We start from the raw sequence: 25,922 nt of genomic DNA on the forward strand, positions 1-25,922 counted from the left end.
CATGATTTTGATCGTAGAAGACGAACCCAAGCTGGCCGCGCTGTTGACGGACTATCTGCGCGCCGCGCAATACGAAACGGAATCGCTGGCCGATGGCCGCGAAGCGCTGGCGGCGATCCGCAGGCTGAAGCCGGACCTGGTGCTGCTGGACCTGATGCTGCCGGGACGCGACGGCCTGGAAGTCTGCCGCGAACTGCGTACCTTCAGCGACGTGCCGGTCATCATGGTGACCGCGCGCGTGGAAGAAATCGATCGCCTGATCGGCCTGGAGATGGGCGCGGACGACTACATCTGCAAGCCCTTCAGCCCCCGCGAGGTCGTGGCCCGCGTCAAGGCCATCCTGCGCCGCGCGCGCGCGGGCAGCCACGGCGGGCACCCGCAGTCGCTGCTGGAAATCCGGCCGGAGCATCACGTGGCCACGCTGGACGGCAAGCCGCTCTCCCTGACGCCGGTCGAGTTCCGCCTGCTGCAGGCCTTGGCGGCGGCGGAGGGCAAGATCCTGTCCCGCGATGCGCTGCTCAATCACTTGTACGCGGATCATCGGGTGGTCACGGATCGGACGGTCGATAGCCACATCAAGAACCTGCGGCGCAAGTTCGAGGCCGTCTTGCCGGGGCATGATCTGATTCGCTCGATTTATGGCGTCGGTTATAAGTTGGAAATGCATTAAGGGTTGCCGTCAGTCTTCACGCACGCATCCGGTCAGGCCACGCCCGACGGACCGGACTGGCAATACAACCCTCGGCGACCCGTGGCATGGGCATGAGAAAATGCCCGCATCATGAACAACCCCCACCGATCGTGACATCCTCCCCCGCTGCCTGCGACATCGACGCCGAACGCCGTTTTGGCGGCCTTGCACGCCTGTATGGTCCCGATGCGCCCGATCGCCTGCGCGCCGCGCGCATCGCCGTGGTCGGCCTGGGCGGCGTCGGCTCCTGGACGGCCGAAGCCTTGGCCCGCAGCGGCGTCGGCGCCTTGACGCTGATCGACCTGGACCATATCGCGGAATCCAACGTCAACCGCCAGATCCACGCGATGTCGGACACACTGGGCCAGGCAAAGGTGGCCGCGATGGCCGCCCGGGTCGCCGGTATCAATCCCGAATGCGGCGTCACGCAGGTCGACGAGTTCGTCACCCCCGATAACGTCGCGGAACTCCTGGCGGAAACCCATGATGTCGTCGTCGATTGCACCGACCAGGCGGCCGCCAAGATCGCCATGATCCTGCACGCGCGGCAGCGCGGCATGCCCCTGCTGGTGTGCGGTGGCGCCGGCGGCAAGACCGATCCGCTGGCACTGCGGGCCGGCGATCTGTCCCAAGCGTGCAATGATGCCTTGCTGGCGAAGCTGCGCAACAAATTGCGGCGCGAGCACGGTTATCCCAAGGCCGCGGCCAAGGCCGGCAAGGCGCCCTCGCGCACGCCCAAGATGCACGTTCAGGCGCTGTGGTTCGACCAGCCCGCGATCCTTCCGGCTGCCTGGACGGCCGGCGCGGAAGCGGAAGACGATCTCGGCGCCATGGTGCAGCCGCTCGCGCCGCAAGGCCTGTCCTGCGCGGGCTATGGCTCCGCCGTCACGATCACCGCCACCATGGGCATGGCCGCGGCGGACAGGGCCTTGCGGCAGGTGCTCGGTCAGCGCGAGGCTGCGTCCCGCGCTGACAGGCCCTAGCTAGGCCTTCGCGCCCAGGCGGAACACGACATCCATCCAGCCCCGCAGCGCATTGGACAGGCGGATGCGGCTGGCGCGCGGTACGTCGTCTTCATACAGGATGCGTTCCTGTACGCGTCCCGCGTCCAGCAGCGCGGCGCGCTGCACGCCCGGCAGGCAGCCGCTGGCGATGGGCGGCGTGAACCATATACCGCCCATCTGCAGATAGACGTTGGTGCGGCTGCCTTCGCACAATTCGCCACGCTCGTTGCAGAAGAGCGCATCGAAGATGTCCGGATGCCGCGCCAGCCATTCCGTGATGCTGTCGTACCAGGGCCGATAGGTGGTCTTGTGGCGCAGCAGCGATTCATCGGATGACAGGCGCGTCGTCCACAGGCATACGCCTTGTGGCACGGGCAGGGCCGGCAGCGGCGCGGTGCGGATGGTCAGCGTGCCGTCGGCGTGATGCAGCACCCGCAGCCGATGCGGGCCGGGTCCGTCGACGGTGTGCGCCGCGCCCAGCACGCTGGCGCGGACGTGCGCGGCATCCCAGGCATGGCCCAGCGCGGCGCACGATGCCCGCAGGCGATCCAGGTGCCGGTCCAGCAGCGGCATCTGGCCGTTCTCGTCGACCCGTATGGTTTCGATTAGGTCCGGGTGGGAGACGGGGGTGGGGGCCATATCAGTCGTCCATGATGGATTTCATGCGGGGTCGCGCTCCGGATCCAGTATGCGCGCCTTCCACAGGCATTCCTGCCATTCCGACGCGGGATCGGAATCGTGCACGATGCCGCCGCCCACGCCATAGACGCCGCGGCCCTGGGCGTCCACGGCCAGCGTGCGTATCGCCACGTTCAGGGAAAAATCGCCGTCCGGCGCGAGCCAGCCGATGCTGCCGCAATACAAGCCGCGGGGCGCGATTTCGGCCTGGCGCAGGTGAGACAGGGCGGCAATCTTGGGCGCGCCGGTCACCGACCCGCAGGGGAACAGCGCTCGCAGCACATCGCCCAGCCCTGCCTGGGGCGCCCGCGCGGTGATGGTGGAGGTCATGGTCCATACGGTGGGATAGCGTTCCAGCGTGAACAAGGCCTCCACCTTCACGCTGCCCGGCTGCGCGATCCGTCCCAGGTCGTTGCGCAGCAGGTCCACGATCATCAGGTTCTCGGCGCGGTTCTTCTCGCTGGCAAGCAGCGCCTGGCCCAGGGCCTCGTCCCGCGCGGGATCGGTGTCGCGCGGCGCGGTGCCTTTCATCGGGCGCGTGGTCAGCAGGCCGTCGCGCCGCGCCACGAACAGTTCGGGCGAAAACGACAGGACGGTCTGGTCGGCATCTTCGATATACGCGGCATGCGCCACCGGATTGCGGTGGGCGATGCGGGCGTACAGCGCCCGCTTGTCGCCGCGCACGCGCATATCCAGCGGCATCGTGTAGTTGACCTGGTAGTAGGCGCCCTCGCCGATGCCGTGCCGGATGGCCTCGATGTGTGCCAGATAGCGCGCGCGGTCCAGTCGCGGCACGACGGCCTCGATGCCGCCGGTCGCGTCCGCGCCGGGCGCCCAGGGCCGTTCATCGCGCGCGGTATCGAATACCAGGGCGCGCAGTCGCGGCCGCTCCGGTTGGGGCGAAGGCGGCAGTGGCGAAGACGGCAGGGGCAGCAGCCATTCACCCAACTCGAAATCCAGCAGCAGCGCTACCCACCTGCCTTGCCGGCGCGCCTGCTCGATGGCGTCCAGGGCCGGCTGCAGCTGGCCTGGCGTGCGCGCTTCGATGCGGTCGCGCGCGCCGTCCAGCTGCAATGCCCGCCCGGCCAGGCGGTCTTCGAAACGGCAGAACATCGTCGACCTCTATTGCCGCTCCAGGAACTCGGCCAGTACCTGGCCGGTATGCGAGCGGTCGCGCAGCGCCATCACTTTCTCCGGCGCGCCCTGCGCCACCAGCTGGCCGCCGCCGGTGCCGCCTTCGGGGCCCAGGTCCAGCAGCCAGTCGGCTTCGGCGATGACGTCCAGGTTGTGCTCGATCACCACCACCGTATTGCCGGCTTCCACCAGCCGGTGCAGGACGTGGATCAGCTTTTCCACATCCGCCATGGACAGGCCCACCGTCGGTTCGTCCAGCACGTACAGGGTGTGCGGCGCGCGCGAGGCGCGGCCCGTCGTGATGACGCCTTCGGTCAGGCGCGCCTTGGACAGTTCCGTCACCAGCTTGATGCGCTGCGCTTCGCCGCCGGACAGCGTGGGCGAGGGCTGGCCCAGCGTCAGGTAGCCCAGGCCGACGTCCTGCATCAGTTGGAGGGGGCGCCGCACCTTGGGGTGCGCCTCGAAGTAGGCCAGCGCGTCGTCCACTTCCATGGACAGCACTTCGCCGGCATGCTTGCCGCGCAGCTGCACGGACAGCGTATCGGCATTGAAGCGCGCGCCGTTGCAGGCGTCGCAGGGCACCTTCACATCGGGCAGGAAGTTCATCTCGATGGTCCGCATGCCCTGGCCTTCGCAGATCGGGCAGCGGCCATCGCCGGTGTTGAAGGAAAAGCGCGCGGGCGTCCAGCCGCGCATGCGGGCTTCGCGGGTGTCGGCGAACTGCTTGCGCACCTCGTCCCAGAAGCCGATATAGGTGCTGGGGCAGGAGCGCGGCGTCTTGCCGATGGGGGTCTGGTCCACTTCCAGCACCCGGTCCAGCACTTCCCAGCCGTTGATGCCGGTGCAGCCTTTCCACGCGGGTGCCTTGCCTTGCGAGACGGCGTGCAGCAGGTTGTCCAGCAGGACCTCGCGCGCCAGCGTGGATTTGCCCGAGCCCGACACGCCGGTCACCACGCTCAGCCGTCCGATGGGCAGGCGCGCATTGACGTTGCGCAGATTGTGCAGGTGCGCGTTGCGGATCTCGATGAAGGCAGTGTCCTTGTCGACGGCGCGGCGGCCCTGCAGCGGATGGCGCAGGGGCTGGGCCAGATAGCGCCCGGTAACCGATTCGGATGCCGCCATCAGGTCCTGGGCGGTGCCCTGGGCGACGACGCGGCCGCCGCGCACGCCCGCGCCGGGGCCGATATCGATGATGTGGGACGCGCGCCGGATGGTGTCGTCGTCATGTTCGACCACCACCAGCGTGTTGCCGTTGCCCTCCAGCTTGCCCAGCGCATCGAGCAGGATGCGGTTGTCGCGCGGATGCAGCCCGATGGTGGGTTCGTCCAGCACGTAGCACACGCCCTGCATATTGGAGCCCAGCTGCGCGGCCAGGCGGATGCGCTGCGCTTCGCCGCCGGACAGCGTGGGCGCGGAACGGTCCAGCGCCAGGTAATCCAGGCCGACCTCTTTCATGAAGTTCAGGCGGCTGCGGATTTCCTGCAGGATGTCGCGCGCGATTTCGGCTTCGCGGCCACGCAGCACCAGGCCTTCGAAGAAGGAATGCGCTTCGCTGACCGCCATGCCGGCCAGCTGCGCGATGGAGCGGTCGCGCCAGCGCACGGCCAGGGCGACGCGGTTCAGGCGCTGGCCATGGCAGGTGGGGCAGACCTGCGCCTCGCCGGCGCCGTCCGTCCAGTAGCTTTCCTCGCCGGTCTGTTCCTCGTCGAACTCGGGGATGACGACGCCCGCGCCGAAGCAGGTGGGGCACCAGCCGTGCTTGGAGTTGTACGAGAACATGCGCGGGTCCAGCTCCGGGAAGCTGACGCCGCTGATGGGGCAGGTGCGCTTGGTGGAAAAGTGCGCCTGCTCCAGCGGGGTGGCGGGGTTGTCGCGCAGATTGTCCAGCGGCCATAGCACGCTCAACGCGCCCTGGCCGTATTCCAGCGCTCGCTTGACGGCATCGCGCAGGGCGGCTTCGTTGGCGGGGTCGACCTGCACATCGGCGACGGGCAGTTCGATGGTGTGTTCGCGGTAGCGGTCCAGGCGCGGCCAGGGGCTGACCGGCGTGAACACGCCATCCACGCGCAGATGCGTGTGGCCCTTGCCGCCGGCCCATTTCGCCAGGTCGGTGTAGTAGCCCTTGCGCGCGGTGACCAAGGGCGCCAGGATGCCGATGTGCTGGCCGGCGCGGTCGCGCATGATGCGCGCAACGATCTGCTCCTGCGTCTGCGGTTCCACCGGCACGTTGTAGTCCGGCGAATACTGCACGCCCAGCTTCACGTAGAGCAGCCGCAAAAAATGATGGATCTCGGTCATCGTGGCGACCGTGGACTTCAGGCCGCCGCGGCTGGTGCGCTGCGCGATGGCCACCGTCGGCGGGATGCCGAAGATCGCATCGACGTCCGGCTTGCCGGCCGGCTGCACGATGGCGCGGGCGTAGGCGTTCAGCGATTCCAGGTAGCGCCGCTGGCCTTCGTTGAACAGGATGTCGAAGGCCAGCGTGGATTTGCCCGAGCCCGATACGCCGGTGATCACTGTGAACTTGTCGCGCGGGATCTCGACGTTGACGTTCTTCAAGTTGTGCTCGCGCGCATTGCGGATTTCAATGGCCTGGGTGGCGCGGCGGCGCACGGCGGTCTGCAGCGGCGTGCCCTCGCCGCTGTTGCCGTTGCGGGTGCCATTGCCGTGCGCGTCGCCGTTGCCATTGCCATAGGCCAGCGCGGGTTCGGCCACGGACATTGCCGCGGCCCCGGCGGGCGCCGTGGGCAGGATGGCGGTTTCGTAGTCGCGCAAGGCCGCGCCGGTGTGCGATGCCGGGTTCTTCATCAAGTCCGCGGGCGTGCCCACGCCGACCAGCAGGCCGCCGGCATCGCCGCCCTCGGGCCCCAGGTCCAGTAGCCAGTCGGCCGCGCGGATCACGTCCAGGTTGTGCTCGATGATCAGCAGCGTGTGGCCGGCGCCCAGCAGTTGCCGGAAGGCTCGCATCAGCCGCGCCACGTCATCGAAGTGCAGCCCGGTCGTCGGTTCGTCGAACAGGAACAGGCTGCCCTTCTTGGCCACCTTGGCCGTCGAGATCCCGCTGCGCGCGGCTTCGGCCAGGTGGCCGGCGAGTTTCAGGCGCTGCGCTTCGCCGCCCGACAGCGTGGGCACGGGCTGGCCCAGGCGCACGTATTCCAGGCCTACGTCCGCCAGCGGTGCCAGGCCGGTCTGCACGTCGCGCAGTCCCTTGAAGAACTCCAGGGCCTCGCTGACCGTCATGTCCAGGACTTGGTCGATCGACGCGCTCTTGCCCAGGTGCTCCACGCGGACCTGCAGGACTTCGGGGCGGAAACGCTTGCCGTCGCAGTCCGGGCAACGCAGATAGACGTCGGACAGGAACTGCATTTCGACGTGTTCGAAACCCGTGCCGCCGCAGGTGGGGCAGCGGCCTTCGCCGCTGTTGAAGCTGAACATGCCCGCCGTATAGGCGCGCTCCTTGGACAGGGGCGCCTGGGCGAACAGTTTGCGGATGGCCTCGAAGGCGCCGACGTAGCTGGCCGGGTTGGAGCGCGCCGTCTTGCCGATGGGAGCCTGGTCGACCAGCACCACGTCGGCGATCTGCTCCGCGCCCAGCAGGCGCGCGTGCGCGCCCGGTGCTTCCGACGGCCTGCCCTTGAGTTTCAGCAGCGCGGGGTACAGCACGTCCTGCACCAGGGTGGACTTGCCCGATCCCGAAACGCCGGTCACGCACACCAGCCGGCCCAGCGGGATTTCCACCGAGACGTTCTTCAGGTTGTGCGCGTTGACGCCTTCCAGCAGCAGGCGCGGCGTATTGGCCGCGACCGGCATGGGGCGCGGGGCCTCCACGCGCTGGCGCCCACCCAGGTAGTCGCCGGTGAGGGTGCGCGCCTGGCGCAGCTGTGCCGGCGTGCCGTCGAATACGATGCGGCCGCCGCGTTCGCCCGGTCCGGGCCCGATGTCGATGACGCGATCGGCCGCCACCATGACCTGTGGGTCGTGTTCCACCACCACCAGCGTATTGCCGGCATCGCGCAGCCGATGCATGACCTCGACCACGCGATGCATGTCGCGCGGATGCAGGCCGATGGAGGGCTCGTCCAGGACGAACAGCGTGTTCACCAGCGAGGTGCCCAGGGCGGTGGTCAGGTTGATGCGCTGCACCTCGCCGCCGGAAAGGGTGCGGCTCTGCCGATCCAGCGTCAGGTAGCCCAGGCCCACGTCGCACAGGAACTTCAGGCGCGCGCGCACTTCCGTCAGCAATAGGTCGGTGGCGGCGTCCAGTACGCCGGCGAAGGTAAGGCGGTCGAAAAAGATGCGCACCCGTTCGATGGGCAGCAGCATCAGGTCATGGATGGACAGGCCGTCCAGCAGGTTCAGCAGCTCGTCCGACCAGTTCGCCTGCACGGGCTTGAAACGCTTGTAGCGGCCCTCGGTCGGCGGCAGCACGGCGTCTGCTTCTGTCTTGCTGCCCACGCGCCACAGCAGGGCATCGGGCTTCAGGCGCGAACCATGGCAGACGGGGCAGGGCGTATAGCTGCGGTACTTCGACAGCAGCACGCGCACGTGCATCTTGTAGGCCTTGGTTTCCAGCCAGGCGAAGAAGCGCTGCACACCATACCACTGCGTCTTCCATGCCTGGCTGCCGCCCTTGAAGTCCGGGTCGCCGTGCAGTATCCAGTCACGCTGCGCCGGCGTCAGGCTCTTCCAGGGAACGGATAGCGGCACGCCTGCCTTGGGCGCATATTTCTGCAGATCGTCCTGGCATTCCTTGTAGCTGGCGGTCTGCCAGGGTTTGATGGCGCCTTCCAGCAGCGTCTTGTTTTCGTCGGGTACCACCAGGCCGAAATCAATGCCGATGACGCGGCCGAAGCCCCGGCAGGCTTCGCAGGCACCCAGTGGTGAATTGAACGAGAAAGAACTGGGTAGCGGATCCGTGTATTCGATATCGCAATCGGCGCAGTGCAGCCGGTCGCTGTACTTCCAGACTTGCGCGTCCTTGCCCTCGTCGTCCAGCACGTGCACGGACAGGTGGCCCGCGCCCATGCGCAGGGCCGTATCGAGCGCTTCCATGGCGCGATCGCGTTCCACCGACGCGAAGCGGAAGCGGTCCTGCACGACATGGAGCACGCGCTGCGCGATGCCGGTGTCGCCGGCCTTGCCTGCCTTGGCCTTCGCGGACCTGGACTTTCCTTTCTTTCCGTCGGTGCCGGCGTCGCCGGACGGCATGTCCGGCGCGGAGGCGGCGGCCGGTTCGCCTTCCTGTGCATGAACGCGCGTGTAGCCCTGTTGCTCCAGGAACCCGCGCACTTCTTCCTCGGTGAAGTTGGCCGGTACCTTGATGGGAAAGGTCACCACCAGGCGCCGGTCGTCCGCGCCGGCCGTGCGTTCCTGCACCGAACGGAAGATCGAATCGGCCGTATCCCGCCGCACGAGCAGGCCGCAGCCGCGGCAATACAGCCGGGCGCCGCGCGCGAACAGCAGCTTCAGGTGGTCGTTCAGTTCGGTCATGGTGCCGACCGTGCTGCGCGAACTGCGGACCGGATTGGTCTGGTCGATGGCGATCGCGGGCAGGATGCCTTCGATGCGGTCGACCTGCGGCTTGTCCATGCGGTCCAGGAACTGCCGGGCGTAGGGCGAAAAGGTTTCGACGTAGCGCCGCTGCCCTTCGGCATACAGGGTATCGAAGGCCAGCGAGCTTTTGCCCGAGCCGGATACGCCGGTGACGACGACGAATTCGCCGGTGGCGAACGATACGTCCAGGTTTTTCAGGTTGTTCTGGCGAGCGCCAACGATGCGAATTTCGGATGTCATTTTCGTATCGTAGCCTGGGTGTCAATAGGGGCCGGACTATGCCCGGTTCGCGGTGGGGGTAAGCCGACGCAGGGCCCGTCCGGTGGCCGTCCCCCGGTGACTATGGAATAATCCGCCTATATTGTGGATAGCGTGACCACATTGTGGACAATCCAATACGTGTGGCGGGCACCGCCGCCTTCTCCAAGTTCATGACGGTGTTGCAAAGCGTGGCGGACGCCGCCGGCCCCGTGGCGATGGGCGATCTGGTGCGCGCCTGCGGCTATCCGCGCGGCACCGTCTACCGCATCGTGGCGGCGCTGTCGCAGCAGGGGCTGATCGCGGAAACGACGGGCGCCGCGGCCGGCGGCACCGTGCGCTACGGCCTGGGGCCGCGCCTGCTGCAGTTGGCCAGCCGCGCCTGGTCGCAGCTGGACCTGCGTGCGGCGCTGGCGGACGATCTGCAGGCGCTGCGCGACGAAACCGGCGAGACCGTGCACCTTGCCGTGCCGGCAGGCACCGAAATGATCTACATCGACAAGCTGGAAAGCCAGGGACCGGTGCGCATGGCCTCGCGCGTGGGCGGCCGCCTGGCCCTGCATTGCACGGCCGCCGGCAAGGCCTACCTGGCCGCGCTGCCGCCGGACGAGGCCGAGCCGCTGATCGCCGGCCTGGCGCTGGCTACCCGCATGCCGAACACCATCACGGACCGCGATGCCCTCCGCCGCGAACTGGCGCGCATCCGACAGCGCGGCTACGCCGTCGACGACGAGGAAAACGAACGCGGCATCGTCTGCTACAGCGTGGCGATCTCCGGGCAGGGCGGCAGGCCGCTGGCCTGCGTCAGCGTCAGTACGCTGCAATACCGCCAGCAAGGGGCGGCGCCCTCGCGCTATATCGCCCCCCTTATGCGCCTGCGCGATGCCGCGCAGGCCCGATTCAGCGCCTGGCCGGCCGTCGCCGGGGGCGCCTTTTTCCGAGAGGACACATGAACGCGACGACTTCCCCCCAAGATGCCCGCGCCGCCAAGCGCCAAGCCCTGACGGCCGCCCGCGTGGTGCCGGTGCTGCGCTATGGGGATGCCGGCACGGCGGCCTATGCGGCGGAAGTCGCCATCGCGGCGGGCTGCACCACGCTGGAGCTGACCTGGACCATTCCGGGCGTCATCGACCTGGTCAAGGCTCTGCGCGACAAGCACGGCGATCGCCTGCTGCTGGGGCTGGGTACGGTGCTGACCGAAACCCAGGCGCGCGATGCGCTGGTGGCCGGCGTTGATTTCCTGGTGTCGCCGGGCCTGGTGCCGGAAATGGTGCCCCTGGCGCACGCGGCCTCGGCCCTGTGCCTGCCGGGCGCCTTCACGCCCTCCGAAGTCATCCAGGCACGCCGTGCCGGCGCGGACATGGTCAAGATCTTCCCCGCCGAAACGGGCGGCCCCAGCCATCTGGCAGCGCTGAAGTCGGTCTTTCCCGACACCGACTTCTGTCCCACCGGCGGCGTGACGGAGAAGAACATGGGCGACTATTTCAAGGCCGGCGCCTCGCTGGTCGGGATCGGCAGCAATCTGTACGACAAGGCCGCGTTCGCCGCGCGCGATACCGCGGCCCTGGTTGCCCAGATCTTCCGCATCCGCGAGGCCGCCCATGCCTGATTTCGATATCGTCGCCCTCGGCGAACCGCTGATCGAATTCAACCAGACACGTCCCGGCCATCCGGAGTTCCTGCAAGGCTACGGCGGCGATACGTCCAACGCCATCATCGCGGCGGCCCGGCAGGGCGCCCGCTGCGCCTACCTGACGCGCGTCGGCGCCGATGTATTCGGCGAACAGCTCATGCAGCTGTGGCGCGAGGAAAACGTCGACACCACCGGCGTGATGATCGATCCGCACGCGCATACCGGCCTTTACTTCGTGCAGCATGGCCCGGACGGCCACGTGTTCAGCTACATGCGGCATGGCTCGGCCGCCAGCCACATGAACCCCGAAGACCTGCGGCATGGCATGGTGGAGCGCGCGGCGTTCCTGCACGTGTCGGGGATCAGTCTCGCCATCAGCGCCAGCGCGTGCGACACCGTATTCGCCGCGATCGAGCGGGCGCGGGCGGCCGGGGGCCAGGTGTGCCTGGATTCCAACCTGCGCCTGCGCCTGTGGCCCGTGGATCGCGCGCGCGCCATCCTGCGCGAGGCGATGTGCATGGCCGATGTCTTCCTTCCCAGCATGGACGACATGCGGCACTTCACGGGGCACGCCGATCCGGCCGGCACGCTGGACTGGATCCGCGACGCAGGCGCGAACGGCATCATCGTCCTGAAGCTGGGCCGCGACGGCGCCGTCCTGGATGACGGCCGGCAACGCCATTTCGTCCCGGGCATGGTGGTGGACGCGATAGACGCCACCGGCGCCGGGGATTGCTTTGCCGGTACGCTCATGGCCCGTCGCGCGCAGGGCGACGATTGGCGCACGGCGGTGCGCTACGCCAACGCGGCGGCGGCGCTGTCCACCCGTGGTTACGGCGCGGTGCAGCCGCTGCCCACGCCGGCGCAGGTGCAGGCCTTCCTGCAGGATAGTCACCCCGCCGGCTGATGGGCCGGGCGGATCCACGGAAAAACGGGTAGAATGCCGGGTTCCCCTAATTCGGCGCCACCGGAATCCCCGCTGGGCGCAAATTGCAACCCGGACTGTAGATTGGAGATTCGTCATGGCTGAACGCAAACGCGTGCGTCGCAACACCCTGGAACGCCGTTGCCTGGGCAAGGCTTTCAAGCGCCTGTTCGTGAACGCGCCCAAGGGCGTGTTCAAGATGCTGGAAAAGATCAAGCGCGCCTGATCCGCATCGCGCCCGTGCCGTCACATCGCGGCGCACGGCACAAAAAACCGCCGGTTAACGGCGGTTTTTTGTTTTCAGGGCAGCCCCGGGCAAGGCAGGCGCTACACGGCGTCGCCATTCGCGGGCGCCAGTCTGGGGATGATGAAATCCATGAAGGCCCGCGTCTTGGCCGGCAGGATGCGGGATGGGAATACCGCATAGACCGGCAGCGGCGCCGCGGACCATCCCGGCAGCACCCGATGCAGGGAATGCTCGCGCGAAATCCGGCCATGCGTGGCCGCGTACACCGGCAGTGGCGCGATGCCCAGGCCCATGCTGGCGAAGTCGCTCAGCAATCCCATATTGTTCGCCATCAGGCGTCCATACACAGGAACCCGTTCCACCACGCCGTCGCGGCTCAATACCCAGGTGGAACTCAGTTCGCTGGACCCGCTGCGCAGGCATTCGAAGCGCGTCAGGTCGGCCGGCGTCGCCGGTTCGCCGTGCCGGGCGACGTAGTCCTCCGAGGCGTACAGGTGGCGCTTCAGCACCATCAGCTCGCGCACTTCCATGCCGTCGGCCTGCGGCGGCTCGCCGAAGCGCAGCATGATATCGAAGGGCGCGGCGTGCGGATCCGCGGACCGCAGGCTCAGGTCCAGCTCGCATTCGATTCCCGGGTATTCGTCCGTGAACGCGTGCAGCGATTCGGGCATCAGCAGCATCGCCAGGCTGTTGGGCAGGCAGACGGTAAGCTTGCCTTCCGGCCGGGACGAGCGCGAGAACAGCTGTTCGTGCGCGAAGCGCGCTTCATCCACGAGCCCCTGGCAGCGTTCGAAATACTGCGTGCCCGCTTCCGTCAGGTCCAGCCGGCGCGTATTCCGGTTTAACAGGCGCATGCCCACCGCGCGCTCCAGTTCGCTGATGCGGCGCGACAGGGTGGATGTCGGAATGTTGAGCGCGCGCGCCGCCAGGCTGAAGCTCTTGCGGCGCGCCACTTCCACGAAAAGCGCGATGTCGTTCAGTTGAACCGTGGCAGCGTCCATACGCCTCCGTGCCAATCGGCGCGGTGCGCCAGGGGAATGCGCCGGATTTTACTTCGGCGCGCCGGTTGCAAGGCATGCCTTGCAACGTCTTTCGACGTGAACAGGCCCTAGTCGATGGCGCCCAGGTAGGCTTGCATCACGGCGGGATGGCATTGGACCTCGGCGGGCGCGCCTTCGGCTATTTTTTCGCCAAAGTCCATCACGATGACCCGGTCCGCCAGCGTCATCACGAAATCCATATCGTGTTCCACCAGCAGGATGGCCATGCCGTCGGCACGGAGCTTCGCCAACAGGGCCGCCAACTCGCGTTTTTCCTGGTGCCGCAGCCCGGCCGCCGGCTCGTCCAGCAGCAGCAGGCAGGGATCGGCCGCCAGCGCGCGGGCCACTTCCAGGATGCGCTGGCGGCCCAGGGGCAGGCTGCCCGCTTCGTCGTGCAGGTGGGCGCCCAGCCCCACGCGTTCCACCTGCCTGGCGGATTCCGCCAGCAGGCGCGCCTCTTCGCGGCGATCGGCGCGCCAGGACGATGCCCAGATCCCGTGCGTACCGCGCAGGTGCGCGCCCAGCGCCACGTTGTCCAGCACGCTCATCCGTGCGAGCAGCCGCACGTGCTGGAAAGTCCGGCTCATGCCCAGGGCGGCGATATGCCGCGCGGCGCGGCCGGCCACCGGCTCGCCCTGGAACAATATCGACCCGGATGTCGGCGTGTCGATGCCCGACAGCAGGTTGAACAGCGTGCTCTTGCCTGCGCCGTTCGGCCCGATCACGGCGACGATCTGCCCCGCTTCCACCGCCAGGCCGATGTCGTCGTTGGCCACCAGGCCGCCGAAGCGCCGCGTCAGCCCCGCGGCTTCCAGCACCACGTCGCCGCGCGGCGGCAGCGGCCGGCGCGGCAGCGGTTCCGCGGACATATTGACGCGGCGCGGTGCGCGCGCGACCGGCAGCCGCCGCGCGATGGCCGGCCACAGGCCCTCGCGCGCGCGATGCAGCACCAGTACCATGCCGAAGCCGAACACGATGATTTCGAAGTTGCCGTTCTGCCCGAGCAGGCGCGGCAGTCCATCCTGCAGCCATTGGCGCGCCAGCGTGAACACGCCCGCGCCCGCGAGCGCGCCCCATACCTGCGAGGCGCCACCCACCACCGCCATGAACAGATATTCGATACCCATCTGCAGGCCGAAGGGCGTCGGATTGACGAAGCGCTGCATATGCGCGTACAGCCATCCCGAGGCGCATGCCTGCATCGCGGCGATGATGAAAATGGCGCTGCGCGTGCGCGCCGTGTCCACGCCCATCGCTTCGGCCATCAGGCGTCCGCCGCGCAGCGCACGCATGGCGCGGCCCTGGCGGGAATCCAGCAGATTGCGCGTGGTCCACACCGCCAGCAGCAGGAACGCCCAGATCAGGTAATAGATGCCCCGGTCGCCCAGCGCCAGGCCCGCGATGCGGATGGGCGGGATGCCACCGATGCCGCTGAAGCCGCCCAGCCCCGGTACGGCCGCGAACGCGAAATACAGGGCCAGGCCCCATGCGATCGTGCCCAGCGGCAGGAAGTGGCCCGACAGGCGCAGCGTGATCGCCCCCAGCAGGTAGGCCAGGGCGAAGGTCAGCGCCAGGCCTGCCGCCAGCGACAGCCATGGCATGGCGCCCAGCCACGCCGCCCACGCCGGCAGGGCGGACGCGTGCACGGACAGCAGCGCCGCCGTGTACGCGCCGACGCCGGCGAAGGCGGCTTGCCCGAAACTGGTCAGCCCCGCGATGCCGGTCAGCAGCACCAGTCCCAGCGCGACCAGCGCGTGCAGCCCGACGGTATCGAGCAGGCTGACGTAGAACGGCGGCAGCAGCCACGGCGCGCCGGCCAGCAGCACAAGCAATACCGCGAGCACCCGCACGGGCGTCAGGGCATCGCGCATCGTGGCTTCCCGTGTCCGGTCATTCTGCTTCGTCCTCGATGGCGGGGTGCCGCAGCGAGCGCCACAGCAGGAACGGAATGATCAGCGTAAAGACGATGATTTCCTTGTAGGCGCTGGCCCAGAACGCGGCGAAGGATTCCACCAGCCCGACGGCGAGCGCCCCCGCGACGGCCAGCGGGTAGCTGGCCAAGCCGCCGACGATGGCGGCAACGAAACCCTTCAGGCTGATCAGGAAGCCGGAGTCGTAATACAGCGTGGCGGCTGGACCGACCAGGATGCCGGAACATGCGCCCATTGTGGCGGCCAGCAGGAAGACCGCGCGTCCCGCGAACCCCGGCGAAATGCCGACCAATCGCGCGCCCAGGCGATTGTCGGCCGCTGCCAGCAGGGCGCGGCCGGGCAGGGTGCGGCCGAAGAAACGGTACAAGGCCAGCATCCACAGCAGCGATACCGCCACGATCCACAGCGTCTGGCTGGCGACGCTGGCCGGCCCCAGCGCGTAGCGGGCATCGCTGAACGGCGCGGCACGCGCGCCCTCCGGGCCGAAGGCCAGCAGCCCCAGCCCCACCAGCGCCAGGTGTACCGCGATCGAGACGATCAGCAGGACCAGCGTCGATGCATCGGCGACCGGCTGGTAGAACAGGCGATAGAGCTGCGGCCCCATGGGCGCGACGATCGCCAGCGTCAGCACGCCTTGCACCCAGACGGGCAGGGAGGCCAGGGGCAGCAGCCACAGCACTGCCGCCAGCGCGAAGGGATAAGCCGTCCGTGCGAGCAAGCGGCGCGGGCGCATCGCCGCCACGCCAGGGACGCGCGGGCGCACATCGGCGATGGCTTCGGCCACCGCGAAGCCGGCCAGCAGCCACACCAGCGCCGGCATGCGACCGTTCTGCATCGCGGCCATGCAGAGCGCGCCGTAGACCACGAACTCGCCTTGCGGGATCAGCAGTACCCGCGTGACCGAAAAAACCAGCAGGATGCACAGCGCCAGCAGGGCGTAGACGGCGCCATTGGCGACGCCGTCCTGGCCCAGGATCAGCGCGATCTGCGCGTTCATTGGTGTAGCCTCCTGTCGCCGCGCTCTCCGCGCGGCCGGGCGAGCGCGCGTTGGTGTGCCCTCCTGTCGCTGCGCGACGCCTCCCCAAGGGAGGGCACGCGCTCTTCGGGCGGCCGGGCGAGCGCGTGCATGGCCCCCACTACTTCAGCAGCGTCCAGGTGCCGTTCTTCACCGTGATCAGCACGCGGCCGCGTTCGTCGAAGCCGCTGTGGTCCTGCGGCGTCATCGTGTACACGCCCTGTGTGCCGACCAGGTCGCGCGTCTGCTCCAGCGCATCGCGCAGCGCCGTGCGGAAGGCCGGCGTGCCGGGCTTGCCGGCCTGCTCGGCCACCGGCACGGCGCGCTCCAGCAGCAGGCCCGCATCGTAGACATTGGCGCCGAAGGTGGCTGGCGCCGTGCCGTAGCGCTGGCGGTAGGCGTCGATATAGGCCGTGGCGACCTTCTTGGACGGATTGTCGTCCGGGATTTCGGGAAGGACCAGCATCGGGCCCGCCGCCAGGATGGTGCCTTCCACCTTCTTGCCCCCCAGCTTCAGGAAATCGGCAAGCGCGGCGCCGTGCGTCTGGTAGAACGCGCCGTGGTAGCCGAGGTCCGCCAGCGTGATTTCGGGTAGCACGCTGGCGCCGCCTGGGGCCGCCACCAGCACCGCGTCGGGTTTGGCCGCCAGCAGCTTCAGCGCCTGGCCCGTGACGGAGCTGTCCGTGCGGACATAGCGCTCGTTGGCGACGATGGCGATATGGCGCCGCGCCGCCAGGCCGGAAAAGACCTTGTACCAGTTCTCGCCGTAGGGGTCGTTCAAGCCGATGAAGCCCACGGTCTTCACGCCTGCGCCGGCCATGTGGTCCACCAGGGCCCGCGCGATGATGTCGTCGTTCTGCGTGGTCTTGAACACCCACCTTTTCTGGGCATCCATGGGCAGCACCGCGGCCGCGGTGCCCACGGGCGCCAGCAGCGGCACGCCGGCTTCCGCGACGAAGGGCAGGATGGCCAGGGTGTTGGGCGAGCCCGGCGGGCCGATGATGGCGTCGACGTGGTCTTCATCGATCAGCTTGCGCACGGCCGTGACGGACTGTGTCGTGTCGCTGGCATCGTCCAGCACGATGTATTGCACGGTAAGGTCGCCGATGCGCGTGGGCAGCAGCGGCACGGTGTTCTTCTGCGGGATGCCCACCAGCGCCGTCGGCCCGGTGGACGATGTCACGACACCGATCTTCATTTGCGCCAGGCTTGGCAGGGCAAGGCAGGCGGCCAGCAGCGCCAGCGTGGCGCGCAGGACTTTGGAAGGCATGGTCGACTCCAGCGGCGAGTGTATGGGGATCCGGTCCGGCGCCTATTGAACCATGGGCGCGGTGCAAGGGGCATGCGCCGGACGCGCGCCGGACCATCCCGGCGCATTCCGCTGCGCGTGGGGCCGGCGGGGGAACGACGAGCTAGTGGCGGGGCGTGCGGCCGCGGCCTTCGCCCGGCAGGCCCTCGTCGTCCTCGTCGTCTTCGTCGTCTTCGTCATCGAGCGCGAGGAGGTCTTCGTCGGAAAGCGCGAAAGGCAATACGTCGGCCAGCGTATCCGACCAGGCCGATTCCTCGCCGTCCTGGTCCAGCTTCACGAAGCGTTCGCCTTCCGCAAGGGTGATCTGGATGGCCCACAGGTAGAGGCAGTCGTAGGACTGTTCGTCCGTGCCCGTCAGGCCGCCACGGCTACCGAGCAGCCGCGCGTCGGGGCCCCCCATCTGGACCCGCACCGGGTCATGTTCGCCGCCGTTCAGCGCGTCCGCATCGAGCGGTATCCCGAAGGTGACCCACTCCAGCCCGTCGTCCGCCGTGCCGACTTCCGCCAGGACGGGTTTGCCGAGATAGGCGCTGAGGGCGTCCGCGGTCTTCGCCAGCATCTCAAGCTCAGCGGCCTGGAAGCGGGAAACGGAATCGGGGGGAGTGGCTGAGGCTGACATAAGCTTTCCTGGTGCTGCATTGGCGGCGTCTTGCGAGACGCATGCCTGGAAGCTGTAAGAATATCGAAAGAGCGGCAAAAGGAAAATCGGCCAGCGTGCCGTCCCTGCTTTTTCTTTTCTTTCCGTTGATTGCATCGCGCCGTCCGCGTCACGGTCCCGATCGCCCCGTGGGCCGACACGGCCTACAATTCCGGTTCGATCGGACACTCTTGTACACCCTCCATGGCTCAATACGTTTACACCATGAATCGCGTCGGCAAAATCGTGCCGCCCAAGCGGCAGATCCTGCGCGATATCTCGCTGTCCTTTTTTCCCGGCGCCAAGATCGGCGTGCTGGGCCTGAACGGCTCCGGCAAGTCGACCCTGCTGAAGATCATGGCTGGGGTCGACAAGGACATCGAAGGCGAAGCGATCCCCATGCCGGGCTTGAACATCGGCTACCTCCCGCAGGAACCGCAGCTGAACCCCGCGCACACCGTGCGCCAGGCGGTCGAGGAAGGCCTGGGCGCCGTCGTCACCGCGCGCAAGCGGCTGGATGAAGTCTACGCCGCGTACGCCGAACCCGACGCCGATTTCGACAAGCTCGCGGCGGAGCAGGCCGAACTGGAGGCCATCATCGCCGCCGCCGCCAGCAGCGGCGCGGACGATATCGAGCACCAGATGGAAATCGCCGCCGACGCGCTGCGCCTGCCGCCGTGGGAGGCATCGGTCGAACACCTGTCGGGCGGCGAAAAGCGCCGCGTCGCGCTGTGCCGCCTGCTGCTGTCCAAGCCGGACATGCTGCTGCTGGACGAACCCACCAACCACCTGGATGCCGAAAGCGTCGAATGGCTGGAGCAGTTCCTGCAGAAGTTCCCCGGCACCGTGGTGGGCGTCACCCACGACCGTTACTTCCTGGACAACGCGGCCGAATGGATACTAGAGCTGGATCGCGGCCACGGCATTCCCTGGAAGGGCAACTACAGCTCCTGGCTGGAGCAGAAGGACGCCCGGCTGAAGCAGGAAGAAACCAGCGAATCCGCGCGCCAGAAAACCATCAAGAAGGAACTGGAGTGGGTGCGCCAGAATCCCAAAGGCCGCCAGGCCAAGGCCAAGGCCCGCATGGCGCGCTTCGAGGAACTGTCCTCCTACGAATACCAGAAGCGCAACGAAACGCAGGAAATTTTCATCCCGGTCGGCGAACGCCTGGGCAATGAAGTGGTGGAATTCAACAATGTCAGCAAGGCCTATGGCGACCGCCTGCTGATCGACAATCTCAGCTTCAAGGTACCCCCGGGCGCCATCGTCGGCATCATCGGCCCCAACGGCGCGGGCAAGTCCACGCTGTTCCGCATGCTGGCCGGGCGCGAGCAGCCGGATTCCGGCACGGTCACGCTGGGCCAGACGGTCAAGCTGGCGTACGTGGACCAGTCACGTGATTCGCTGACCGACGGCAAAACGGTGTTCGATGCCATCGCGGACGGCGCCGATGTGCTGACGGTCGGCAAGTTCGAAATGTCGTCGCGCGCCTATCTGGGCCGCTTCAACTTCAAGGGCGGCGACCAGAACAAGATCGTGGGGCAATTGTCGGGCGGCGAACGCGGCCGGTTGCACCTGGCCAAGACACTCATCGCCGGCGGCAACCTGCTGTTGCTGGACGAACCGTCGAACGACCTGGACGTGGAAACGCTGCGTGCCCTGGAAGACGGCCTGCTCGAATTCCCCGGCAGCGTCATGGTGATCAGCCACGACCGCTGGTTCCTGGACCGCATCGCCACGCACATCCTGGCCTTCGAAGGCGATTCGCAGGCCGTCTTCTTCGACGGCAACTACCAGGAATACGAAGCCGACAAGCGCCGCCGCCTGGGCGAGGAAGGCGCCAAGCCCAAGCGCTTGCGGTACAAGCCGCTGAAGTAAAGCGTAAAGCGCGGGAGGCCACGATGCCGATACACGACGCGGCGGATTCCACGGTCCTGATCGTGGACATGCAGGCGCGGCTGATGCCGGTGATCGACGGCGGCGCGGCGGTCCTCGCCGCGGCCGCCCGGCTGGCCGCCGGCGCGGTGCTGCTGGACGTGCCGGTGGTGGCTACCGAGCACCATCGCGCGGCACTGGGTGCAACGCTGGACGACGTCAGGCGGCACGCGCGCGCGGTCTTCCAGAAAAGGCATTTTTCCGCGATGGACGAGCCAGGCTTCGAAAGCTGGCTGCCCAACGCGCGGCAGACCATTTTCGTGGCCGGCTGCGAAACCCATATTTGTGTGCTGCAGACCGCGCTGGGCCTGCGGCGCAACGGCCATCGCGTGCGCGTCGTGGCCGACGCCTGCGGCTCACGCCGGCCGGCGGATCGCGATTTCGCGCTGCAGCGCGCCCGTGCCCACGATATCGACGTCGTGACAGTCGAAATGGCCTTGTTCGAGTGGCTTGCCAGCTGCGACCATCCGCGATTCCGCGAGGTGTTACGTCTGGTCAAATAAGCCGGCGGCCCCGCAACATCATCCGTGTGGACTACGACGTGCCCGAACGTCTTGACACAACTGTTGGGCAAGTCTCACACCCCTTGGGACCGCCATTTGCAATGCTCTAGGTGTCGTCCATGACATTGCGTCATTCATGACGGCATCGCCGAAGGCAACAGGCGGCAACAGGCCTCGCGCCAGCCGTAGCGCCTTCGATGTCCGGAGGAATAAATCATGACAATCAAATCCTTATCCAAACTCTGCGCGGTCTCTTTGCTTGCGCTCTCGGCCGCGGGCTGTTCCACCTGGGATAGCATGGACCATCGGCAAAAAGCCACCGTCACGGGCGCCGGCATCGGCGGCGTGGCCGGTGCGGTCATCACCAACGGCGGTGTGCTGGGCACCGTGGGCGGCGCCGCCGTCGGCGGCGTGATCGGCAACCAGGTCGGCAAGTAGCATCGCGCCGCGAAAACAAGGCCCGCCCGGCGCTTGCGCGTCCCGGGCGGGCCTTTTTGCGTCGACGGCCGACCGGCTTATCGGCACTTCCAGCGCACACAAAAGCAAAAGCCCCCAAGGGGGCTCGCGTGGTGGCCGAGGAAAGCGCGCTGGCCTCAGGCTTGTGGCATCTCGATCTTGACTTCGAGGATCTCCAGGGTGTCCTGGCGCTCCACATGTACCTTGATGTCGTCCGGATTGATCTTCACGTACTTCGAGATGACGGCGATCAACTCCTGCTGCAGCTGCGGCAGATAGTCGGGTGAGCCGTCGCGTCCCGAACGTTCATGTGCCAGGATGATCTGCAGGCGTTCCTTGGCGACGCTGGCCGATGACTTTTTCTGGCCGAGCAGAAAGGACAGAAGGGACATCGATTACTTGCCTCCGAATATGCGTTTCAGGAAATTGGGCTTCGCATAGTCGGTAAAACGCAGCGAACGCTCCTCGCCGAGATAACGGGCCACCACATCCTTGTACGCTTCCGCGACGTCGGTCTCCTTCAGGTGGATCGCCGGCAGGCCCTGGTTGGACGCCTGGAGGACAGATTCGGATTCGGGAATAACCCCGATCAACTTGATGCGCAGGATGTCTTCGATATCCGTCAGCGACAGCATTTCGCCTTCGGATACCCGCTTTGGGTTGTACCGGGTCAGTAGTAGGAACTCCTTGACGGGCTCGTCGCCTTCCACGGCCCGCTTGGACTTGGCCGCCAGGATGCCCAGGATGCGGTCCGAGTCGCGCACGGACGAGACTTCCGGGTTGGTGACGACCAGCGCGTCGTCGGCATAGTAGGCGGCCATCAGTGCCCCCGTTTCGATGCCAGCCGGCGAATCGCAGACGATGTAGTCGAAACCCAGCTCTTTCAATTCGTCGATGACCTTGCCAACGCCTTCCTGCGTCAACGCGTCCTTGTCGCGCGTTTGCGAAGCCGGCAGCACGAACAGGTTTTCCAGCTGCTTGTCCTTGATCAGCGCCTGCTTCAGCGATGCTTCGCCCTGGATGACATTGACGAAGTCGTACACCACGCGACGTTCGCATCCCATGATCAGATCCAGATTGCGCAGGCCCACGTCGAAATCGATCACCGCGGTCTTGTGCCCGCGCATCGCGAGGCCGGAAGAAAAACTGGCGCTGGTAGTCGTCTTGCCCACCCCGCCCTTGCCGGAAGTGACCACAACAGTACGCGTCATGTCGATAGAACCCTTATGTCCTGAGCAGATAAATCGCAGTATCGTAAAGCAAAACTGCGGGTTTAGCGTTTCTTCAACGCCCTCGGCAACCGTTGGTCACCAAGTCCCCGTGAGGGGTCCGTCACGCTTTCAGCGCTTCAATCCGTAAAGTGTCGCCATCCAGGCGAACCAGCGCGGGCTGGCCGTGCAGGTTGGCGTCCAGTTTGTCCTCTACCACCCGGTACACCCCCGCGACCGCCAGCAGTTCGGCGTCCAGGTGCGTGGTGAAAATACGCGCCGTCGTATCGCCGCGCGCACCGGCCATCGCCTTGCCGCGCAGCGGGCCATAGACATGCACGTTGCCGTCGGCGATCACTTCGGCGCCGGGGCTGACCATGCCGATCACGACCAGGTCAGTATGCCGCGCGTAGACGCGCTGTCCGGAGCGCAGCGGACGGCTGATGACCAGCGCCGAGGACGATTGCGGATCGGCCGGCGTGGGCGCCGGCGAGGATGTGGTTGCCCGCGCGGCGCGGGTAGGCAGCGGCTCGCGCGGACGCTTGTCCGGCGTTTGCTGGCCGGCTGGAGTGTCGGCGGCTGTGCCCGCATTGTCCGCGGCGGCGTCGGGTTTTGCGTCGGCCTCTCCGTCGGGCTTTGCGTCGGCCTCTCCGTCGGGCTTTGCGTCGCCCTCTCCGTCGGGCTTGGCGCCGGCCGTAGCACTGTCCGCATCGACCTGCGGCGCCGGCGCGGCGGTCAGGGCGGCGGCGGGCTGGGTCGGCAGGGGAGGCGCGGCGTTGCCGGCGTCGGCGGGCGTGGCCCGCACGGGCGGCGTCGAGAGCTCCACGGGCGCCAGGCCGGCATCCTTGGCGGCCTGCAGGTTCTCGCCCTCCGCCACCACGCCGATGGGCGGCAGGTTGTGCCCGCGCAGCGCTTGCAGCAGCGCGGGCCAGTCCACCAGGCCGTCGACCCGGCTGGCGTCGATCACCACGGGTTCGTTCTCGAAGAAGCTGCCCGCATCGGCCATGCGCTTGTCCAGCGCGGCGGCCAGCCGCCCGATATCGGCGCTATGCAGTACGACGCGCACGGCGTAGAGCGTGGCGCTTTTGAAGTCCAGTGCAAGGGAATCAGAGCTCATCTTTGCGGCGAAAAGACCGGGTAGGCCCCGGTTTACGGGAACGTCGGGCATGATAACCGAGCAGCCGCCGCGCCAGGACCGCCCCGGGACATTGCCGCGACGGTGCGTTGGGGGAGTCGCCACGGGACAGCGCCACGACGGTGTGTTCACCCGGACCGCCACCGCAGTCGCGGCGACGATGCACTCGCGGGTCGCGGCGCGATATCGGGCCGATGCGTCCCGACGGCCCGGCTCGCGGGATATGGCGCCCCCCGGTGGGCACATGCCTTGCGCGACGTGCGGGATGCCGTACGGCGCACAGGAGAATTTTCATGACGGATCGCGATGTACCCAAGCGCCCCGCCGGATTGAGCGGACAGGAGGAAGAAGCGCTGCGCACCCTGGAGCAAGGCTACGACCCCGACGCGGGCGCCTTGCCGGACAGCGAGTTGCTGGTCCACGACGACCGGGACCATAAGCCGGGCGACGGCCCGGTAAACCTGCCGGGCGGTGAACCCGAGGGCCATGGAAAGCCGGACCGGGGCCGCCCGGCGAGGCCGGCCGCGTCCGCAGGGGGAAACCGCGCCGGAGATGCAAATCCGCCGCGGCCGTTGCGGGACGCCGAAAAAAGAGGCATCTTGCCGTCCGACAGCGTGGCGGCTCCGCCGATGGACCGGCCCGACGATGACGCCGCCGGCCCGGCGAATCTGGATCCCGGCGCCGGGCGGCGCCGGCCTTGAGCGCCGTCGCCTCCGGCGATCATCACTGCGCGGCAGGGCGTGTCACCCCTGCCCCCAGGAATCCTTCAAGGTGACGACACGGTTCAAGATGGGCGCGTCCGGCGTCGACGTCACGGTATCCAGCGTGAAATAACCCAGGCGCTCGAACTGCCAGGTCACGCCGGGCCGCAGTTCCGTGCCGGGTTCCAGCCAGGCCTGCACGGTCTTGCGGGAATCGGGATTCAATGCCGCGATGAAGTCCTTGTCGCCGGCGTCCGGATGCGGGTCGGCGAACAGGCGGTCGTACAGGTGGATGGTGGCGCCGATCGCATGGGCGGCGCTGACCCACGTGATGTTGCCCTTGACCTTCACGCTGTCGGCGCCGGGCGTGCCGCTGCGGGTTTCCGGCAGGTATTCGGCCTGGACTTCGACGACATTGCCCTGGTCGTCCTTGACGAACCCCGTACACCGCACCACATAGCCGTACTTCAGACGCACCAGGTTGCCCGGGAACAGGCGGAAGTATTTCTTGGGCGGTTCTTCGCGAAAGTCGTCCTGCTCGATCCACAGCGTGCGCGAGAACGGGAATTCGCGCTGTCCCTGCGAGGGATCGTGCGGATTGCGCGGCGCGCTGCACATTTCCACACGGTCTTCGGGATAGTTGGTGATGACGAGCTTCAAGGGCTGCAGCACCGCGACGGACCGGGGCGCGACCGGATCCAGTTCCTCGCGCACCGCGGCTTCGAGCAGGCTGTAGTCGATGCGCGAATCGGACTTGGAAATACTGGTGCGGTCGCAGAACAGGCGGATGGCCGATGCGGGGTAGCCGCGCCGGCGCATGCCGAACAGGGTGGGCATGCGGGGATCGTCCCAGCCGTCGACGTGTCCGTCGCGCACCAGCTGCAGCAGCTTGCGCTTGCTGGTCACCACGTAGGTCAGGTTCAGGCGGGCGAATTCGTACTGGTGGGGCAGGGGCCGCGCGAGCAGGCCGAGTTCAGCCAGGCGGTCCAGCGTCCAGTCGTAGAAGGGCCGCTGGTCTTCGAATTCCAAGGTACAGAGGCTGTGCGTGATGCCTTCGAGCGCGTCTTCGATGGGGTGCGCCCAGGTGTACATCGGGTAAATGCACCATTTGTCGCCCGTGCGGTGATGCGTGGCGTGGCGCACGCGATAGATGACCGGGTCGCGCAGGTTGATGTTGGGCGAGGCCATGTCGATGCGGGCGCGCAGCACCATGCTTCCGTCCGGATGCTTGCCGTCGCGCATTTCCGCCAGAAGGTCCAGGGATTCCTGCGCCGGGCGGTCGCGCCACGGCGAATTCTTGCCCGCTTCGGTTAGCGTGCCGCGGTTCGCCCGGATTTCCTCGGGCGATTGCTGGTCGACGTAGGCGTAGCCCGCGCGGATCAACGCCTGGGCGAAGGCATACATGATGTCGAAGTAGTCGCTGGCGAAATACAGCTGTTCGCGCCCGTCCGAAGTTTTCCAGTCGAAACCCAGCCAGCGCACCGCTTCGATGATGGCGTCGACGTATTCCTGGTCTTCCTTTTCGGGATTGGTGTCGTCGAAGCGCAGGTGGCAGGTGCCGCCGTAGTCGCGCGCCAATCCGAAGTTCACGCAGATGCTTTTGGCGTGGCCGATGTGCAGGTAGCCGTTGGGCTCCGGCGGAAAGCGCGTGCGGATGCGGGCCGGATCGAGGCCGCCCTGGGCCTGCACCGCCGCCGGACCGGGAACGCCGGCCCAGTGCTTGTCCTTGAAGCGCTGGGCCTTGAGGTCGGCTTCGATGATGTGCCGCAGGAAGTTGGCGGCGGCGGGGGGCGGGGAAGCAGTGGTCATGCTGTGCGTCGGAAAGGCGGCGGCGAAGTGACAATTTTGCCACGTTCGCGCCGAGCCGCATTCCGGCCGGGCCTGCCGGCGTGGCGCGAGGCCGTTTCTTGCCGCCCGGCCGACCCGCGA

General features: G+C 67.4%; 22 protein-coding genes. 10 read left to right on the plus strand and 12 right to left on the minus strand.

Going from position 1 to position 25,922, the window contains the following annotated elements; translation table 11 throughout:
* Window position 1 precedes the first annotated feature (1 nt).
* On the plus strand, window positions 2-670 hold the full coding sequence (locus tag AKI39_RS04675; protein WP_066632966.1) for a response regulator: 669 nt from the start codon (window positions 2-4) through the stop codon (window positions 668-670).
* 92 nt (window positions 671-762) lie between these two features.
* Entirely contained in the window at window positions 763-1,674 is a 912-nt protein-coding gene (locus AKI39_RS04680; protein ID WP_066642211.1) for a tRNA threonylcarbamoyladenosine dehydratase, read from the plus strand.
* On the opposite strand, the gene AKI39_RS04685 is transcribed toward AKI39_RS04680, so the two are convergent.
* Genes AKI39_RS04685 through uvrA form a run of 3 tightly spaced genes read right to left on the minus strand, consistent with a single transcriptional unit; the run spans window position 1,675 to window position 9,300 of the window.
* Window positions 1,675-2,334, minus strand: coding sequence for an aminotransferase class IV family protein (locus AKI39_RS04685; protein WP_066632969.1), 660 nt, complete (start codon window positions 2,332-2,334; stop codon window positions 1,675-1,677). It abuts the gene before it with no gap.
* A 21-nt stretch (window positions 2,335-2,355) separates the two neighbouring features.
* The gene (locus AKI39_RS04690) at window positions 2,356-3,486 is read right to left on the minus strand and encodes an aminodeoxychorismate synthase component I (RefSeq protein ID WP_066632973.1); all 1,131 of its coding nucleotides are present in this window, start codon (window positions 3,484-3,486) and stop codon (window positions 2,356-2,358) included.
* Window positions 3,487-3,495: 9 nt separating this feature from the next.
* A complete protein-coding gene (gene uvrA, locus AKI39_RS04695) occupies window positions 3,496-9,300 on the minus strand; it encodes an excinuclease ABC subunit UvrA (RefSeq protein ID WP_066632976.1) in 5,805 nt (1,934 codons plus the stop codon).
* Between the two features lie 140 nt (window positions 9,301-9,440).
* On the opposite strand from uvrA, the gene AKI39_RS04700 reads away from it, so the two are divergent.
* The 4 genes from AKI39_RS04700 to AKI39_RS26150 all read left to right on the plus strand — a co-directional run bounded on the left by AKI39_RS04700 (window position 9,441) and on the right by AKI39_RS26150 (window position 12,102).
* Window positions 9,441-10,271 carry an IclR family transcriptional regulator gene (locus AKI39_RS04700; protein ID WP_066632979.1) on the plus strand — a complete coding sequence of 277 codons (831 nt, stop codon included), beginning with the start codon at window positions 9,441-9,443 and terminating at the stop codon, window positions 10,269-10,271.
* Window positions 10,268-10,927 (plus strand): bifunctional 4-hydroxy-2-oxoglutarate aldolase/2-dehydro-3-deoxy-phosphogluconate aldolase, encoded by a 660-nt coding sequence (locus AKI39_RS04705; protein WP_066632982.1) that lies wholly within the window; start codon window positions 10,268-10,270, stop codon window positions 10,925-10,927. Before AKI39_RS04700 ends, AKI39_RS04705 begins: the two co-directional genes overlap by 4 nt.
* On the plus strand, window positions 10,920-11,858 hold the full coding sequence (locus AKI39_RS04710) for a sugar kinase (protein ID WP_066632985.1): 939 nt from the start codon (window positions 10,920-10,922) through the stop codon (window positions 11,856-11,858). Before AKI39_RS04705 ends, AKI39_RS04710 begins: the two co-directional genes overlap by 8 nt.
* Before the next feature lie 115 nt (window positions 11,859-11,973).
* On the plus strand, window positions 11,974-12,102 hold the full coding sequence (locus tag AKI39_RS26150; protein WP_255364352.1) for a hypothetical protein: 129 nt from the start codon (window positions 11,974-11,976) through the stop codon (window positions 12,100-12,102).
* 101 nt (window positions 12,103-12,203) lie between these two features.
* On the opposite strand, the gene AKI39_RS04715 is transcribed toward AKI39_RS26150, so the two are convergent.
* The 5 genes from AKI39_RS04715 to AKI39_RS04735 form a co-directional block, all read right to left on the minus strand.
* Window positions 12,204-13,124 (minus strand): LysR family transcriptional regulator, encoded by a 921-nt coding sequence (locus tag AKI39_RS04715; protein WP_066632988.1) that lies wholly within the window; start codon window positions 13,122-13,124, stop codon window positions 12,204-12,206.
* 107 nt (window positions 13,125-13,231) lie between these two features.
* Entirely contained in the window at window positions 13,232-15,034 is a 1,803-nt protein-coding gene (locus AKI39_RS04720) for a branched-chain amino acid ABC transporter ATP-binding protein/permease (protein WP_066632991.1), read from the minus strand.
* Between the two features lie 19 nt (window positions 15,035-15,053).
* On the minus strand, window positions 15,054-16,091 hold the full coding sequence (locus AKI39_RS04725) for a branched-chain amino acid ABC transporter permease (protein WP_066632995.1): 1,038 nt from the start codon (window positions 16,089-16,091) through the stop codon (window positions 15,054-15,056).
* A gap of 139 nt (window positions 16,092-16,230) precedes the next feature.
* Entirely contained in the window at window positions 16,231-17,379 is a 1,149-nt protein-coding gene (locus AKI39_RS04730; protein WP_066632997.1) for an ABC transporter substrate-binding protein, read from the minus strand.
* A 142-nt stretch (window positions 17,380-17,521) separates the two neighbouring features.
* Window positions 17,522-18,037 (minus strand): hypothetical protein, encoded by a 516-nt coding sequence (locus tag AKI39_RS04735; protein WP_066633000.1) that lies wholly within the window; start codon window positions 18,035-18,037, stop codon window positions 17,522-17,524.
* A gap of 222 nt (window positions 18,038-18,259) precedes the next feature.
* Between AKI39_RS04735 and ettA the strand changes: the two genes are divergently transcribed.
* The 3 genes from ettA (at window position 18,260) to AKI39_RS04750 (ending at window position 20,931) form a co-directional block, all read left to right on the plus strand.
* On the plus strand, window positions 18,260-19,933 hold the full coding sequence (gene ettA, locus AKI39_RS04740) for an energy-dependent translational throttle protein EttA (protein WP_066633003.1): 1,674 nt from the start codon (window positions 18,260-18,262) through the stop codon (window positions 19,931-19,933).
* 23 nt (window positions 19,934-19,956) lie between these two features.
* On the plus strand, window positions 19,957-20,493 hold the full coding sequence (locus tag AKI39_RS04745; protein ID WP_066633006.1) for an isochorismatase family protein: 537 nt from the start codon (window positions 19,957-19,959) through the stop codon (window positions 20,491-20,493).
* Between the two features lie 216 nt (window positions 20,494-20,709).
* The gene (locus AKI39_RS04750; RefSeq protein WP_066633009.1) at window positions 20,710-20,931 is read left to right on the plus strand and encodes a glycine zipper 2TM domain-containing protein; all 222 of its coding nucleotides are present in this window, start codon (window positions 20,710-20,712) and stop codon (window positions 20,929-20,931) included.
* A 155-nt stretch (window positions 20,932-21,086) separates the two neighbouring features.
* On the opposite strand, the gene minE is transcribed toward AKI39_RS04750, so the two are convergent.
* From minE to minC, 3 genes are all read right to left on the minus strand, one after another.
* Window positions 21,087-21,341: a cell division topological specificity factor MinE gene (gene minE / locus AKI39_RS04755; RefSeq protein ID WP_066633012.1), complete on the minus strand. Its 255-nt coding sequence runs from the start codon at window positions 21,339-21,341 to the stop codon at window positions 21,087-21,089.
* A 3-nt stretch (window positions 21,342-21,344) separates the two neighbouring features.
* Window positions 21,345-22,160, minus strand: coding sequence for a septum site-determining protein MinD (gene minD / locus AKI39_RS04760; protein WP_066633015.1), 816 nt, complete (start codon window positions 22,158-22,160; stop codon window positions 21,345-21,347).
* A 121-nt stretch (window positions 22,161-22,281) separates the two neighbouring features.
* Window positions 22,282-23,274 carry a septum site-determining protein MinC gene (gene minC / locus AKI39_RS25425; protein WP_066633024.1) on the minus strand — a complete coding sequence of 331 codons (993 nt, stop codon included), beginning with the start codon at window positions 23,272-23,274 and terminating at the stop codon, window positions 22,282-22,284.
* A 311-nt stretch (window positions 23,275-23,585) separates the two neighbouring features.
* Between minC and AKI39_RS04770 the strand changes: the two genes are divergently transcribed.
* Window positions 23,586-23,993, plus strand: a complete 408-nt coding sequence (locus AKI39_RS04770; RefSeq protein ID WP_066633027.1) for a hypothetical protein — start codon at window positions 23,586-23,588, stop codon at window positions 23,991-23,993.
* 42 nt (window positions 23,994-24,035) lie between these two features.
* Here AKI39_RS04770 and AKI39_RS04775 read toward each other — a convergent pair whose 3' ends face one another.
* Window positions 24,036-25,802: a glutamine--tRNA ligase/YqeY domain fusion protein gene (locus AKI39_RS04775; RefSeq protein WP_066633029.1), complete on the minus strand. Its 1,767-nt coding sequence runs from the start codon at window positions 25,800-25,802 to the stop codon at window positions 24,036-24,038.
* Window positions 25,803-25,922: the final 120 nt, after the last annotated feature.

Origin of the sequence: Bordetella sp. H567, assembly GCF_001704295.1 — a bacterium.
GTDB lineage: Bacteria > Pseudomonadota > Gammaproteobacteria > Burkholderiales > Burkholderiaceae_B > Bordetella_C.